The organism is Cesiribacter andamanensis AMV16, assembly GCF_000348925.1.
Taxonomy (GTDB): Bacteria; Bacteroidota; Bacteroidia; order Cytophagales; family Cyclobacteriaceae; genus Cesiribacter; species Cesiribacter andamanensis.
Genome location: NZ_AODQ01000112.1, coordinates 1 through 14,325 on the forward strand (window position 1 = coordinate 1; position 14,325 = coordinate 14,325).

A 14,325-nucleotide genomic window follows, 5' to 3' on the forward strand; every position below is an offset into this window, starting at 1 on the left:
TGCCCCTGCAGCTGCAGGGTGCCGGTATTGGTGGGGGCGCATACCGCCTGGGTGCCGCTAAGCGTACCGGCCAGGCTTGGCTGCTCTACCTCTACCTTCCAGCTGGCCGAATAGGTCTGGCCACATTCGGCATTGCCGACTACCGCCCGGAACCAGGTACTCGCCCCCAGGCTGCTGAAGGTATGGGTGCTGGCTGTAGTGGTAATGGCCTGCGGTGCGCTGGCAAAGTTATCGGTGCTGCTTTCCCAGCGGAGAATAGACCCCAAATGTCCGCTGAGGGTGAGGGTACCTCCCGCCCCCTGGCAGAGCGTAGCCGGACCACTCAGGGTGCCGCCTGCCAGTTCACTCACGCGTACTCTAAAGCTGGCGCTGGTCACAGCGGCACAGCTCTCATTTTGCACCACTACCCGGTACCAGCGATCGGCACTGAGGTTGGTAAAGCTGTAGGCGCTGCCGGTGATGGCCAGGGTCTGACGATCGTTCACAAAATTATCGCCTGAGAATTCCCAGCGCACAATGGCACCCCTGTGACCGCTAAGGCTAAGGGTGCCTGCATTTGTGCCTTTGCATACCGATGATGGGCCCGACAGGCTGCCTGGCAGGCTGGGCTGGTCTGCCCGCACCACATGGGTTGTAGAATAGGTCTGGCCGCAGTCATTGCTGACCACCGCTCTAAACCAGGTATCCTGGGTAAGGTTGCTAAAGGTATAGGTGTTTTGGGTATAGGCAGCTACCTGAACATGGCTCTGAAATCCATCATTGCTCCACTCTCCGCGAATAATGGTACCGCTATAGCCTTCTAATTTCACCGTTCCGCTGTTGGTGCCAGCACATACCCTGCCGGGTCCTGTAAGGGTGCCCCCCTTGAGCTCCTGCACCTCTACCCGCAGCGGCTGGCTATAGGCCATGTCGCAGGGGCCACTTTTTACCACCGCCCGGTACCAGCTAGTGGCGGTAAGGTTGGTGATGCTCAGCTCAGGTGAGGTGCTGCTGATGGGGTGAATATCGGTGGCAAAGTTATCGGAAGAGCGCTCCCAGCGAAGTACATTGCCTTTGTGGCTGCCCAGTGTAAGAGTTCCGCTGTTGGCTCCCTGGCACAGTACTGCCGGCCCGCTTATGCTACCCCCATTGGTGGCGGGATAGGCCTTGAGATAGTGTGTTGCGCTATAGACCTCGCTGCAATTGCCGTTTTTCACAACGGCCCGTACATAGGTAAAATCGGTAATGCCTGATAAGGTAAGACTTTCATCCGTTGTAACCTTGGTCTCAACAGTGCCGGTGGCAAAGTTAGAGGTGGTAGACCACTCCCAGCGCAGCACGGCGCCTGTATGGTTGGTCAGGCTAAAGGTAGCCGAACTTACGGCGCCGCATATCTCTTCCGGTCCGCTGATCTGCCCACCTGCCGAAGCGCTTTCGGTAATAATGGTGGCGCCGTTGGAATAGCCCAGTACGCCTCCCCTGTTGTAATACACCCTGTAAGTAGTGGTTTTTGTCAGGTTGGTATAGGTGTGCTGGGTAAGTGTACTGGCAATGTGCTGAATATTGGATTTGAAGTGATCGGTGCTGGACTCCCAACGGATAATTGACCCAAGGCCGGTATAGGTAAGGGTGCCTGAGTTAGTGCCGCTGCAGACGCTGCTGATCACATTGGTATTTACAAAATAAGAGGTGTAAGGATCTTCAGTCGCCAGAGCTGCCAGGGTTTTCACATTCAGCTCCCAGCCTCCGGTACTGGAGGAACCTCCCACATACAGACTACCGGTATTGGTGGCATTGGTACTGCCCAGGAGCTTAAGCTCACCCAGTACAATCATTTTGCCCCGGATGGTGAGCCTGGCCCAGTCGTTCTGGTCGTAATTGCCATGTACCACCAATACCCCCCCTGCTTCAATGATCAGGTGGGCATATTGTGTATTTACCAAATTTCCGTGTATCCGTAGGGTATCATGTACCCTTAGCTCATTTCCACTGCCTGTAAGGGTCATGCTGGCGCCGGTACTCAGGGTACCGTGGCTTAGGTAGCCCCATACGTTTATGGTTCCGGCAGGCAGGGGGGTGGTAGTGGTAATGCCGGCCCACTGTTGCATCCAACTGGAACGCCTGCTCCAGGCACCAGTATGGTTATCTCTGGAACTAACGGTCTGGCTATATGATGCACCAGCGCCACAAAGTACTAGTAACGCACATAAAAGTAAGTTACGCATAGGTTTAGGTAGGCAGAGTAAGGATAAACGTAGACCCTTCTTTCACCCGGCTGCGTACCTGCAGCTTTCCTCCTAACTTCTCGATGGTCAGTTTTACAATGTGGAGCCCCAGGCCGGTACCGTCGGAGGAGGGGTCCACCTTAAAGAACATATCAAAGATCTTGGGCAGGTATTCTTCGGGAACGCCCAGGCCGTTGTCTTTGAAACTAAATACGGTGCCCCTCTCCTGCTGAGCCACGGCTATTTTCAGGTAGGGCTCGCTCTTGTAGGGATCACAGTACTTAATACCGTTCTCAACAAAGTTCTGCAGCACAGAGTAGAGCAGCTTTTCATCCGAAACCATCACCAGATCTTCTGGCAGGTCCAGCTCAATCTTTACCAGATTGAAGTGGCGGATATTGCTAAAGCTTTGAATGATCTCCTGCAACATGCTATGTACATTGATCTCCTGCCGCTCAACCTCTGCCTGTTTTACTTTAGTGAGCTTAAGAAGATCCATTAACAAATTGTCCAGGCGACGGGTACTTTTAAAGATATGGCCAAAGTACTCCAGGGCTACAGTGTCCTTAACATCATTGAGCCCTATTTGCGTTAGTCCCATTATGGAGCGCAGGGGGCCTTTAATGTCATGCGACGCCTTGTAGACGAAAAGCTCGAGCTGTTGGTTGTGATCTTCTATTTGTGCTTTCTTCAGATTAAGCTCGTGTACATTCTGGGTTAGCTCCGCCTGTACGGCTTTCAGGCGCTTGTTTACCTCTTTGAGCCAGTTTTTCTGCTGGCGAAATTTAAAGGCAAAGAAGTACACCACACCCAGCAGCAGCAGCAGTCCCAGCGTTACACCGGCAAATACCAGCAGCTTTTTACGGAAGGCTTCTTCTACCACGGCCTTTTCGGCCTCAATCTGCTGAATACGCCCCAGCGCCACCCGGCTGATGGAGTCTTTTTCTACCAGCAGGTTGCGCAGCTGCAGCAGGGCATCTTTGGTACGCTGCTCCGACAGGCGCATGGCCTCCGAGTTTTGCTCAAGTGTCTTCTCCAGCCCCTGCAGGTAGCCCCGCAGCTCAGCCCGCTGGGTATCGGTAATATCCTCGCCAGCCAGCTTTTCCTGTATCTTCAGGATCTCCTGCCGCACTTCTTCATTTCGCTCTTCGTATACGGCCCTGTCCTGCTCTATCTGCATCGAGATCCGCTCAAAGTCAGATTCGTAGGCTTTTACCAGCAGATCGGCTTCTGCGGCGGCTACAGGGTCTTGCAGCTTGTCTTCTTTCTTAAGAATAAGACTGAGGGTATGAGTGCTGGCAATGAGCTGGCGGCTCTGCAGGCGATAGCCATCGGGCAGCTGCAGCTGGGCATTGGCAGAAACCGGCAGCGCCAAGGCCGCCATTCCGCCGGCATCTGTGGTAAGCCTGGCATTCTCAATGCCAATGACCAGCCCGGGCTGGGGCTGGTTTAAGGAATCAAGCAGCTGAATGGCCACAATCTCATTGGGCATAATCATGCGGCGCACCAGCACAATTACCCGTTTGCTAGCCTCATAATATTCTGCCCGCAGGAGCTCCCAGCGCTCGTCCTCCAGCTCGGCCCGCACAGGCAGGCGCAGGTCACCCTCCAGGCGCACAGAAGCCTGGCCCTGCTGGTCGGTGCTAACGTAGTTGCTATTCTGTATGGAAACACGCAGACCCGGCACAGCTCTTTTTTGCTGGTCCTGTACCCGCACCTCCAATTGCTGTTGGGCAGCAAGCGGTTGCTGGAAGCAAAGGCTTAAAAACAGGGATAATATATAAAGTAGTCTGCGACTCACACTACAATATTACACTCTTAAAGTATTTTATGGCACTTGATGCCCGGCACCCCCTGCCGAACCGGCGTAAGAAATAGGGGGCATTTCAGGATTTTATGGACAGACTTTTACTTTTTTTTTCAGACTGAGGGGGGGCCTATGCCTTTTAAGGGTTTACCCCTAGCCCGGGCTTTTCCCTGATCCCCCCCATTTTACAGGGATATACACCGCTAAATCTCACTATTCATTGGAAAAATGATAAAAGATGCCAGAATTTAGCCTTCAGAAAAGCATCAACCCTTCTGTTTACCTTGCGTGCCGGGAAGTCTGTAATAAATGTTAGTACATTGCTTGTCCTCAAAATAGAAAAGCCCTGCCATGTGGCAGGGCTTTCTGTATAGCAGGGGTTTCCTACTTATCCATTAGTGTTTTAAGGATATCATGTTGGGTTATAATGTGAGCCTGGTTGTGCTCGTCCCGAACCATCACCGCCTGATGGCGGTCTTTCAGCACAGATGAAAGCACATCGAGTGTATTGTTAAGACCCACAAACTGGAAGGGAGCATCCATTACTTCCTTTACCTTTTGCTGTTTTAAGTTGGGTTCTTCCAGGATCTTCGAGATAAGGATTTTATCGGTCAGGCTGCCTACAAAGGCATCGCCACTGGTTACCGGCAGCTGTGAAATGCTCAGCTCATCCATCAGGCGAACGGCCTGTGCTATGGTAGCCTCCTGATCAATGGTGGTCAGTTTCCCGTTGCCGTTCTGGCTGCGCAGAATATCGGCAGCGGTGGCAAATTCCTGGCTTTCCAGAAAGCCGTGGGCACGCATCCACTCATCGTTGTAGATCTTATTGAGGTAGCGGGTGCCATGATCGGGCAGAATGATCACCATCATATCCTCTTCTGTCAGGTGCTGGCGGGCCCACTCCAGGGCTCCGTATACGGCCGATCCGCAGGACCAGCCCACAAACATGCCTTCTTCCCGGGCCAGGCGGCGGGTCATAATGGCGGCATCCTTATCGGTTACCTTCACAAAATGATCGATCAGGCTAAAATCAACATTCTTGGGCAGAATGTCTTCGCCAATGCCCTCGGTCAGGTAAGGGTAAATTTCTTTTTCGTCAAACTCGCCGGTCTCTTTATACTTCTTAAATACGGAACCATAGGTATCAATGCCTACCGTTACAATGGCCGGATTCTGCTCCTTAAGGTACCTGGCCGTGCCGCTCATGGAACCGCCGGTGCCTACCCCTGCCGCATAATGGGTAACCTTGCCCTCGGTATCGCGCCAGATCTCCGGGCCGGTGCTTTCGTAGTGGGCCTGGGCATTGCTCAGGTTATCGTACTGGTTGGGGTAAAAGGAATTGGGAATCTCCTGGTTGAGCTTTTTGGCAATAGAGTAGTAGGAGCGCGGATCTTCGGGCGTTACATTGGTGGGGCACACCACTACCTCGGCGCCCATGGCCCGCAAAATGTTGATCTTCTCCATCGACTGCTTGTCGGCCATGGTAAAGATACACTTATACCCCTTGGCAATGGCTGCCAGGGCCAGCCCCATGCCGGTATTGCCGCTGGTTCCTTCTATAATAGTACCACCTGGCTTCAGAAGCCCGGCTTTTTCGGCATCTTCTACCATTTTAATGGCCATTCGGTCCTTCATGGAGTTGCCGGGGTTCAGGTATTCTACCTTTGCCAGCACGGTGCCCTTGATACCGCGGGTTACTTTATTGAGCTTTACCAGGGGCGTATTGCCAATGGTATCGATAATGGAGTTATAGTACATTTTAATTTGTTTTCTGGCACAAAGGTAAGCACTTGCCCGTAAATACCATATCAGGAAGAGTTACTGATGTAGATTGCCGGCAGGGCTTCGCTTATTTGGCAAACAGAGCCGGCTAAAAAGTAGTTTCTTTTCTATACCAGAATACAGAACCAGATTTTTTTACCCTAAATAACAGACTACCATGGGAATGGACGATAAACAGGGGCGCATGTCCCCAATGCTGAGCGTAATAGAAGATCTTAGAAACTCAGGCTATACCACCGAATTTTTTGTGAATAAGGGTAAGCTGCATGACCGCGAAGGCAAACAGTTTGACCCCAGCCAGATGAAGATCGAGAACGAGTACCGGTTTGAGGGCCAGAGCGACCCCGAGTATATGGGTATCCTCTATGCCATTGCGGATAAAGATGGCACCAAGGGCTACATTTCTAATGCCTACGGCACCTATGCCGATACCGATACTGATGACATCATCAAACGCATGAATGATGTAACCCGGCATGAGACCACCAGCAAGCCCCGCACCTCACCAGATGCCAACTCCAACAGGGAATAAGGCTTAATAAGCACCAATCGTAGAAGCAGCAGGCGCCGGGCATCTGCTGCTTCTTTATTTTTTACCCCATGGTAACCGCTACTGCTGCTGGGCCAGCAGGTATAGCACCGCCATGCGCACCGCCACGCCGTTTTCTACCTGATCCAGGATAATGGCGTTGGGCGCATCGGCCACGTCTGAAGAGATCTCCACCCCCCGGTTGATGGGGCCGGGGTGCATTACCACAATTTCTTTGCCCAGCCGCTGCAGGCGTTCCTTGGTTAAGCCAAAGTAGAGCGAATATTCCCGCAGGGAGGGAAAATAACGGGCCTGCTGGCGTTCCATCTGGATGCGCAACACATTGGCCACATCGCACCACTGCAGGGCCCGGTCCACATCCAGCTCTACCTGCACGCCCAGCTCCCGGATGTAGCGAGGCAGCAGCGTATTGGGCCCGCACACCATAACTTCGGCGCCCAGCTTCTGCAGGCAGAAAATATTGGACAGCGCCACGCGGGAGTGCAGAATATCGCCAATGATCACCACCTTCTTCCCCCCTACTTCGCCCAGCCGCTCCCGGATGGAGTAGGCATCCAGCAGGGCCTGCGTGGGGTGCTCGTGGGTGCCATCTCCGGCATTCACAATATTGGCTTTGATGTGGCGGGAGAGAAAGTGCGGGGCCCCGGGGCTGCTGTGGCGCATCACAATCATGTCTACCTTCATCGACAGGATGTTATTGACGGTATCCAGCAGGGTTTCACCTTTCTTCACTGAGCTATTGGAGGCCGAAAAGTTAACCACATCGGCCGAAAGACGCTTCTGGGCCAGCTCAAAGCTCAGGCGGGTGCGGGTGGAGTTCTCAAAGAACACATTGGCCACCGTAATATCACGCAGGGAAGGCACCTTTTTAATGGGCCGGTTGATCACTTCCTTAAAATCGTCGGCCGTATCCAGGATCAGCCGAATGTCATCGGCGCTAAGGTTCTTGATCCCCAACAGGTGCTTTACGCTCAGGTGCTGCGTCATGAATCAGGCGTTTTCGATTAAGGATACTCGGTTCTCTCCTGCAGGCTCATCCTGCCACTCTACCAGTACTTTCTGGCTGCTGATGGTATTTACATGGCTGCCCACATAGGTAGGCTCTATGGGCAGCTCCCGGCTGTAAAGGCGGTTGATGAGTACCAGCAGCTCTACTTCGCGGGGCCGGCCAAAGGCGGTCATGGCATCCAGGGCAGCGCGTACGCTGCGGCCGGTGTACAGCACATCGTCAATGAGGATCACCCGCTTGTCTTCGATGATAAAGGGTACATGGGTGGTATTGGCCCGCAGGGGCTTTTCCCTCCGCCGGAAATCATCCCGAAAGAAGGTGGCATCCAGCTCGCCATAGGGGATGCTCAGGCCGGTTTGCTCCTGCAGCCGCTGGTGAATGCGCCGGGCCAGCTGCGGGCCGCGGGGTTGCAGGCCCAGGATGCAGGAATCGGCAAACTGCCCGTGGTTCTCGATCAGCTGCTCGCACAGCCGGCGTACGGTGATGCTGAGCCGTTCGCCTTCTAAAATGATTCGTGTTTGCATATAGCTGGTGTGTTCCTGCAGCGCCAGAGGCAAATATATAAAAAAAGGGGCTCTGCCGAAGCCCCCTTCTCTTTTCCTGTCCGATTATCTTATGCCAGGCGCCCTACCCGCTCAGGGGTGCCTAGCGGGCATCACTGCGGGCATTTTCCAGCAGGGCCTCGTCGGCCTGGTATACGATCTTATTGATATAAAACACCTTGCGGCCCTGCCGCAGGGCCGGGCTGCCACTGGTGCGGATGCGCTGCGTGCCATAGGCGAAGAAATAGGGCCCGTACCAAGACTCCAGCTTGGTGGTGCCGTATTCCGGATTCGGCACCTGGTCGGTACTGTTCTGCAGGGCAATCTTTTCTTCGTTCTTATCTTCCAGCACCCGGTCGTTGCGGATAATCTTGCTTTTTACCGCCCCCTCAAAGCTGTACAGCAGAACGGTGTAGTCCTGCTCGGGCTGCACATGCACCAGCTTATCCAGCTGGTAGGTAGTTACCTCTGAAATCTCAAAGCTATTGTCCCACAGCAGCTTGCCCTTGGTATCAAACCCCACCATGATGGCATGGGTGTATTTGTAGCCCTCCAGGTACTGGCCCTGGTAGGCACTGGGCCTTGACGAATCAAAATAGGGGCTGGCCGGCCGGTTGGCGTATTTTGGATAGAAGGCCTCGGCCAGCAGAATATGGTTGCCGTTGTTCTCAATCACATCATGCACCAGCAGGCGGTAGTTGAATTTGGCTTTCTTGCCCTGGGCCATGCGCCGCTTGATTCGCTCCTGCACCCGTTTCTGGCGCTTGTCTTTCATGTAGGAGAAAAAATTTTGCAGCTCTCCATAATCATAATAGTTGATGCGCTGGCTGCCATCGGTAGCAATGCTGGCCACAAACACCCCCCTGCTGTATTTGGAGTTGGAGTTGGAATAGGTACCGGCTATGTGCACCGCCTCATCGTCAAAGGAAGTAGTGCGGCCATAGAGCAGGTACTTGTCCCGCTCGGGTTTCAGGCGGTATTCAAAGACAAGCTCGCCCAGCTCATTATAGGTTTTGGAGCCTATGGTCTTTTGCTTATCGGGCGTTTGGTCGGTATAGAGCACTGTAAAGGTTTTTTGCTCGGGTGAGACCTTCAGCTCCAGCAGCTCGCTGTTGTTGAGGTAGAGCCCGGGCAGCACGCGCAGTACTTCCTTGGAAAGATCGTAGGCAAAAACGGCCGGCCGGTAGTTTACATAGCCCCCTACCAGCACCAGGCCTTCCAGCACGGTAAATTCCGTAAGCTCCAGCGGCATCTCGTTCTGGATCTTGTAGCCCCGTATAAAGCTGGTTTCGGCATCGATCACAAAGAGGTGGTAATCTTCGGTTCGGTTGCGGGTTTCGGTAAAGAGCAGAAAGACATTTCCGTTGGCATACTCATAGCCCCGATAGGTCACCCGGGCCCCAATCTCCAGGCGGCTTTTCCAGCGTTCGTTCAGGGTGGTATCGTACATATAGAGGGTATGCACGGTTTTGGTGTAGTTGGTCTCCTTGCGGTCCTGCTGGTGCACAAACACCCCGTCATGACCGGCCGGCACTACATAAAATTCTTCATCTTCCTCCCTCATTTCCAGCTCCAGGCGGGCGGGCTGCTTCAGCTGGGCCAGCACCGTAGTGCCAAATGGCGCCAGAAGCAGCAGACATAGGATGGTAGTATACAGATGCTTCATAAACACAGGGGAAACAGGCGGCTTTGGCATGTTTACTAAAAGATAACACATTATGGAAAGGATTTGTACAAAGCCGGGTGCTTATTTTCAGAAAAGTTCGGCAGCCTGCCCGCACATTTGTGCAAGTGGGGTTTAAAATACCCCCTTAAATTCCCAATTTGTAGCCGCAGCCTGTACCTTTGTACCCCTGCCACCACCCCCTTATGTCCTGATAATGACTGACAATAAAACCATTATACGCCAACTGCGCCTGGCTGCCACCCTGCTGGAACTGCATGGCGAAAACCAATTCAAGATCCGCTCTTATGTAAATGCCGTTTTTCCGCTGGAGCGCCTCAATGAACCCCTGCACCAGCTATCGCTGCAGGAGATCAGCGCCATTCAGGGCATTGGCAAAAGCATTGCCGCCAACATTCAGGAGATTCTGGAGCGGGGCAGCTTTGGCCTGCTGGAAGAGCTGCTGGCCAAAACCCCCCATGGGGTGCTGCGCATGCTCAGCATCAAGGGCCTGGGGCCCAAAAAAGTGGCGCAGATATGGCAGGAAGTGGGCATTACCGATCCCGAGGCCCTGCTGCAGGCCTGCAAAGAAAACAAGCTGGCCAAGGTAAAGGGCTTTGGCGCCAAAACCCAGGAGACCATAAAGGAAGCCCTGCTCTTTGCCCGCGAAAATGAGGGCCGCCTGCGCTATGCCGACCTGCTGCCCCAGGCCGAAAAGCTGCGGGAGCTGCTGCGGCAGCACTTTCCGCTCACCGAATGGGCGGGCGAAATGCGCCGCTGCCTGGAAGTGATCAACAGCCTGTGCTTTGTGGTAGGCCACCAGCAGGCACAGGAGGTTTGGGAGGTACTCAATGGACTGGAGGAGCTGGAAAGCAACACCCCCTGCTGCGGGCCCTACGCCTGGCGGGGCCAGCTGCGCGACAGCAAGCTGCCTCTGGAAGTGCATGTGACCGATCCTACTACGTTTGCCAGCCAGCTGCTGGTGCTTACCGGCTCCGATGCCCATATTGGCACCCCCCTGCCCAATGGCCAAACGCTGCTGCAACTGGCCTGCGCCACCCCCTACCCCAGCGAAGAGGCTCTCTACGAAGCCGCAGGCCTGCCCTATATCCCTGCCGAACTGCGGGAGGGTCTGGGCGAGCTGGAACTTGCCGCCGAGGAAAAGCTGCCCCGGCTCATCGAGTACGCCGACCTGACCGGCAGCCTGCACAACCACACCACTTATAGCGATGGCAAAAACACGCTGCGGGAAATGGCCGCCTATTGCCGGGACATGGGCCTGCAGTACCTGGGCATCAGCGACCACAGCCAGTCGGCCTACTATGCCGGCGGCCTTCAGATCGAGCAGGTACGCAAGCAGCATCGGGAAATCGACGCCCTTAATCAGGAAATGGCCCCCTTCCGGATCTTTAAGGGGATTGAAAGCGATATTCTGGCCGATGGCAGCCTGGACTACCCCATGGACCAGCTGGCCGAGTTTGATTTTGTGGTGGCCTCCATCCATGCCAACCTGAACATGAGCCTGGAGAAAGCCACCGAGCGCCTGCTAACCGCCATAGCCACCCCCTTTACTACCATGCTGGGGCACCCTACCGGCCGTCTGCTCCTGCGCCGGGCCGGCTACCCCATTGATCATAAGGCCGTCATAGACGCCTGCGCCCGCCATGGGGTGATCATTGAGGTAAATGCCAACCCCTGGCGGCTGGACCTGGACTGGCGCTGGCTGAGCTATGCCCAGGAGCAGGGAGTCATGATCAGCATCAATCCCGACGCCCACGAAACCGCCGGCTTCCATGATATGTACTTTGGCACACTGGTGGCCCGCAAAGGGGGGCTCACGGCCGAGCGCTGCTTTAATGCGCAACCCCTGGAGGCAATTGCCTCCCATTTTGAGGCCCGCAAACAAAAAGCCCTGCAGCAGCTATGAAAGTACTGGTGATCCGATTCTCCTCCATCGGCGATATTGTGCTGACCACCCCGGTGGTGCGGGCGCTTAAAACGCAGCTGCCCGATGCCCAGGTGCACTACTGCACCAAAAAGGGTTTTGCCGGTATCCTTAGCGCCAATCCCTACATTGATAAGCTGCACCTGCTGGAGGGCGAACTGAAACCCCTGCTGCAGGAGCTGCGGACCGAAAAGTTTGACTACATCATAGACCTGCACCATAACCTGCGCACCGCCCTGATCAAGCGCCGGCTGGGGGTAAAAGCCTACAGCTTTGATAAGCTGAACACAGAGAAATGGCTGGCCGTTAATCTTAAGATCAACCGCCTGCCCAACGTGCACATTGTGGACCGCTACATGGCCGCTGCCGCCCCCCTGGGGGTAAAGCAAGATGAGCTTGGCCTGGACTATTTTATACCCGAGCAGGATGAGGTGCCCCTGGACTGGCTGCCCGAGACCCACCGCAGGGGCTATGTAGCCTACGCCCTGGGCGCCCAGCACAACACCAAGAAACTTCCCCTGCCCCGCATGATTGAGCTTTGTGACCGCATCAATAAGCCCATTGTGCTGCTGGGCGGAAAGGAAGATGCTGCCAATGGCGAACAGATCGAGGCGTTCTTTCAGCAGCGCCAAAATTCCCAGCCCTACGAAGAGGGGCTAAAGGAGCTGGGCAAAAAGACCCTGATCTTTAATGCCTGCGGCAAATTCAATCTCAATCAGAGTGCATCGCTGGTGCGGCAGGCCAGCCATGTGTTTACCCATGATACGGGCCTGATGCATGTAGCAGCGGCCTTTAAGCGGCCCATTTTTTCCATTTGGGGGAATACAATTCCCGAATTTGGAATGTACCCCTACCGTACCAAGTTTACCGTTTTAGAAAAAAAAGGGCTTTCTTGCCGCCCCTGCTCAAAAATAGGGTATAACAAATGCCCCCGGCAGCACTTTCTGTGCATGAATGGCATAAATCTTGATTTCTACCTGCCATAAATGTTTTGTTCGGAAGACGAAACATTTTGTTGCGAGCTAGCGTTGATACCTGGGATCTAAAACAGCATCAGCCCTTATTTTGCCTATCAGTTTCTAGCGAAGCCTGGCCGCAGTGCGTTGGTAAAATCATTAGTAAAAAAATTTATTACCTGCCATCATCATGTTATACAAACTGAAACTTAAGAACTCTGACAAAACAGCCATTGTAGATGACAAAACCTACGAGTACATCACCAACAATGAATACCTCAATACCGTAGGCTTTCTCAAGCACCTGCGCCTGCACTCCAGCGGCTATGCTTTTTTTCAGAAGAACTGGCTCAATAAGGATGGTTCTTACCGCAATGAAACCATTTACCTGCACAAACTGGTAGCCGAAAAGTTTGTAGATAAGCCCGAAACCGAGAAGCGCCTGTTTGTAATTCTTAAAAATGGCGACAGGCTTGATTGCCGCACCAAAAACCTGGAGTGGACTACCTTTAGCCATGTAACACGCAATACCCGCAAGACCGACAACCCTCTGGGCTATAGAGGCATCGTTAAGGACAACCAGAAATACCGCGCTGTGATCTACAAAGATGGTAAGCGCTTTAACCTGGGCCTGTACGATACTCCCGAAGAAGCCGCGCTGGCGTATAACAAAAAATCGATCGAGCTCTTTGGAAAAACCCGTAGCCTAAACGTAATCGAAAAGCAAAAAGCCTGATTCCAGGGCGTATGTAGCTTTTTCCCATTTCGGGAAACCCCTTAAGCACCTGCCCGACAGGTGCTTTTTTCATAGTGTACCCACTACTTTTTCAAATAGGATATGAAAACGCTGTATCTGCTTCGCCACGCCAAATCCAGCTGGGATGATCCTTCCCTGGGCGATCATGAGCGCCCGCTAAACGAACGGGGCATTAAAGACGGTCCCAAAATGGGAAAATGGCTTTCTGACAATCTGGAGGCCCCTCAGCTCATCCTGTGCAGTGATTCGGTTCGCACTCGCCAAACCATCGCCCCTATTATGGAAGCCTGGCAGCTTCCGGCAGATAGGCTGAAGCTTGACAGCCGGCTTTACCATGCCCATAGCACCGCACTCTGGAAGCTGGTTCGAGAGTGTGATGCCAGCATAGACCGGCTGCTACTGGTAGGCCACAATCCCGGCCTCACCGACTTTGCCAACCGGCTTAGCCCACAATTCAGAACGGAGAATATACCCACCTGCGGTTTTGTAGCAGTTTCCTTTGCGGTAGAAGATTGGCAGCAGGCCCGGGAGGATGAGGCCACCTTTGAAACCTATCAGTACCCCAAGAATCTCTAACTGCATAAGCCATATGCCATTTCTGAGTGGAGTAACAGAACTCTAGGTTCTGAACAAGCCGCGGATCACTGGGCGTCCAGATCAGCAGCGGGTGTATCGTTTGGCCGCAGGCGCTGGTACAAGCCGGTAGTTCGGATCTTTCGCAACAAGCCAAATTCGGCAAAACGCCGCCCTACCAGCAGGCGCACCCCATTGGTATTCACACTTACTCCCAGGCCTGCCAGCTCGTACTGCTGGCGCTGGCTGTTGTAGGCTATGTTCCAAAAATATTTGTGATCGTCGTAGCCAAAAGCGGCCTGCAGTTGCAGACGCCCTTCGGTAGTCCACTGATCTATTTCCAGCTGGCTTTCGCCCAACAGACTGCGCCGCTGCAGCTCGGGGCCCAGGGCCAGGGAGGTCATCAGGTAAAACTTGCCCAGCACAAACGTATGAGCATAGCCCGTCATGAGCGAGGCATGGTGCACTTTTACCTCCTCCACCCGTTCGGCCTCCGTCTCGGCTGCAAAAAAGGGCCGGGGCAGCAGCAGGGAGTCG

At 54.0% G+C, this 14,325-nt stretch carries 12 protein-coding genes; 5 read left to right on the forward strand and 7 right to left on the reverse strand.

Annotated elements, in window-relative coordinates:
• The 3 genes from ADICEAN_RS16400 to ADICEAN_RS16410 all read right to left on the reverse strand — a co-directional run.
• On the reverse strand, positions 1 to 2,087 hold a 2,087-nt coding region (locus ADICEAN_RS16400), incomplete at its 3' end, for a hypothetical protein (RefSeq protein WP_040397686.1).
• Between the two features lie 121 nt (positions 2,088 to 2,208).
• Positions 2,209 to 3,921, reverse strand: coding sequence for a sensor histidine kinase (locus ADICEAN_RS21475; protein ID WP_152426476.1), 1,713 nt, complete (start codon positions 3,919 to 3,921; stop codon positions 2,209 to 2,211).
• A 474-nt stretch (positions 3,922 to 4,395) separates the two neighbouring features.
• Positions 4,396 to 5,769 carry a cystathionine beta-synthase gene (locus tag ADICEAN_RS16410; protein WP_009196769.1) on the reverse strand — a complete coding sequence of 458 codons (1,374 nt, stop codon included), beginning with the start codon at positions 5,767 to 5,769 and terminating at the stop codon, positions 4,396 to 4,398.
• 181 nt (positions 5,770 to 5,950) lie between these two features.
• On the opposite strand from ADICEAN_RS16410, the gene ADICEAN_RS16415 reads away from it, so the two are divergent.
• On the forward strand, positions 5,951 to 6,325 hold the full coding sequence (locus ADICEAN_RS16415; protein ID WP_009196770.1) for a hypothetical protein: 375 nt from the start codon (positions 5,951 to 5,953) through the stop codon (positions 6,323 to 6,325).
• A gap of 78 nt (positions 6,326 to 6,403) precedes the next feature.
• On the opposite strand, the gene ADICEAN_RS16420 is transcribed toward ADICEAN_RS16415, so the two are convergent.
• From ADICEAN_RS16420 to ADICEAN_RS16430, 3 genes are all read right to left on the reverse strand, one after another.
• Positions 6,404 to 7,330, reverse strand: a complete 927-nt coding sequence (locus tag ADICEAN_RS16420; protein ID WP_009196771.1) for an aspartate carbamoyltransferase catalytic subunit — start codon at positions 7,328 to 7,330, stop codon at positions 6,404 to 6,406.
• Between the two features lie 3 nt (positions 7,331 to 7,333).
• Complete coding sequence (gene pyrR / locus ADICEAN_RS16425) at positions 7,334 to 7,876, reverse strand: bifunctional pyr operon transcriptional regulator/uracil phosphoribosyltransferase PyrR (protein WP_009196772.1); 543 nt, start codon at positions 7,874 to 7,876, stop codon at positions 7,334 to 7,336.
• A gap of 121 nt (positions 7,877 to 7,997) precedes the next feature.
• On the reverse strand, positions 7,998 to 9,560 hold the full coding sequence (locus tag ADICEAN_RS16430) for a hypothetical protein (protein ID WP_040397691.1): 1,563 nt from the start codon (positions 9,558 to 9,560) through the stop codon (positions 7,998 to 8,000).
• A gap of 214 nt (positions 9,561 to 9,774) precedes the next feature.
• Between ADICEAN_RS16430 and ADICEAN_RS16435 the strand changes: the two genes are divergently transcribed.
• The 4 genes from ADICEAN_RS16435 to ADICEAN_RS16450 all read left to right on the forward strand — a co-directional run bounded on the left by ADICEAN_RS16435 (position 9,775) and on the right by ADICEAN_RS16450 (position 13,791).
• Positions 9,775 to 11,484 carry a helix-hairpin-helix domain-containing protein gene (locus ADICEAN_RS16435; RefSeq protein WP_009196774.1) on the forward strand — a complete coding sequence of 570 codons (1,710 nt, stop codon included), beginning with the start codon at positions 9,775 to 9,777 and terminating at the stop codon, positions 11,482 to 11,484.
• Positions 11,481 to 12,488 carry a glycosyltransferase family 9 protein gene (locus ADICEAN_RS16440; RefSeq protein WP_009196775.1) on the forward strand — a complete coding sequence of 336 codons (1,008 nt, stop codon included), beginning with the start codon at positions 11,481 to 11,483 and terminating at the stop codon, positions 12,486 to 12,488. The genes ADICEAN_RS16435 and ADICEAN_RS16440 overlap by 4 nt, the downstream gene beginning before the upstream one ends.
• A gap of 160 nt (positions 12,489 to 12,648) precedes the next feature.
• Positions 12,649 to 13,194: an AP2 domain-containing protein gene (locus ADICEAN_RS16445; protein WP_009196776.1), complete on the forward strand. Its 546-nt coding sequence runs from the start codon at positions 12,649 to 12,651 to the stop codon at positions 13,192 to 13,194.
• Between the two features lie 102 nt (positions 13,195 to 13,296).
• Positions 13,297 to 13,791 carry a SixA phosphatase family protein gene (locus ADICEAN_RS16450; RefSeq protein ID WP_009196777.1) on the forward strand — a complete coding sequence of 165 codons (495 nt, stop codon included), beginning with the start codon at positions 13,297 to 13,299 and terminating at the stop codon, positions 13,789 to 13,791.
• Between the two features lie 65 nt (positions 13,792 to 13,856).
• Here the strand turns inward: ADICEAN_RS16450 and ADICEAN_RS16455 are convergent.
• On the reverse strand, positions 13,857 to 14,325 hold a 469-nt coding region (locus ADICEAN_RS16455), incomplete at its 5' end, for a DUF4421 family protein (RefSeq protein WP_040397694.1).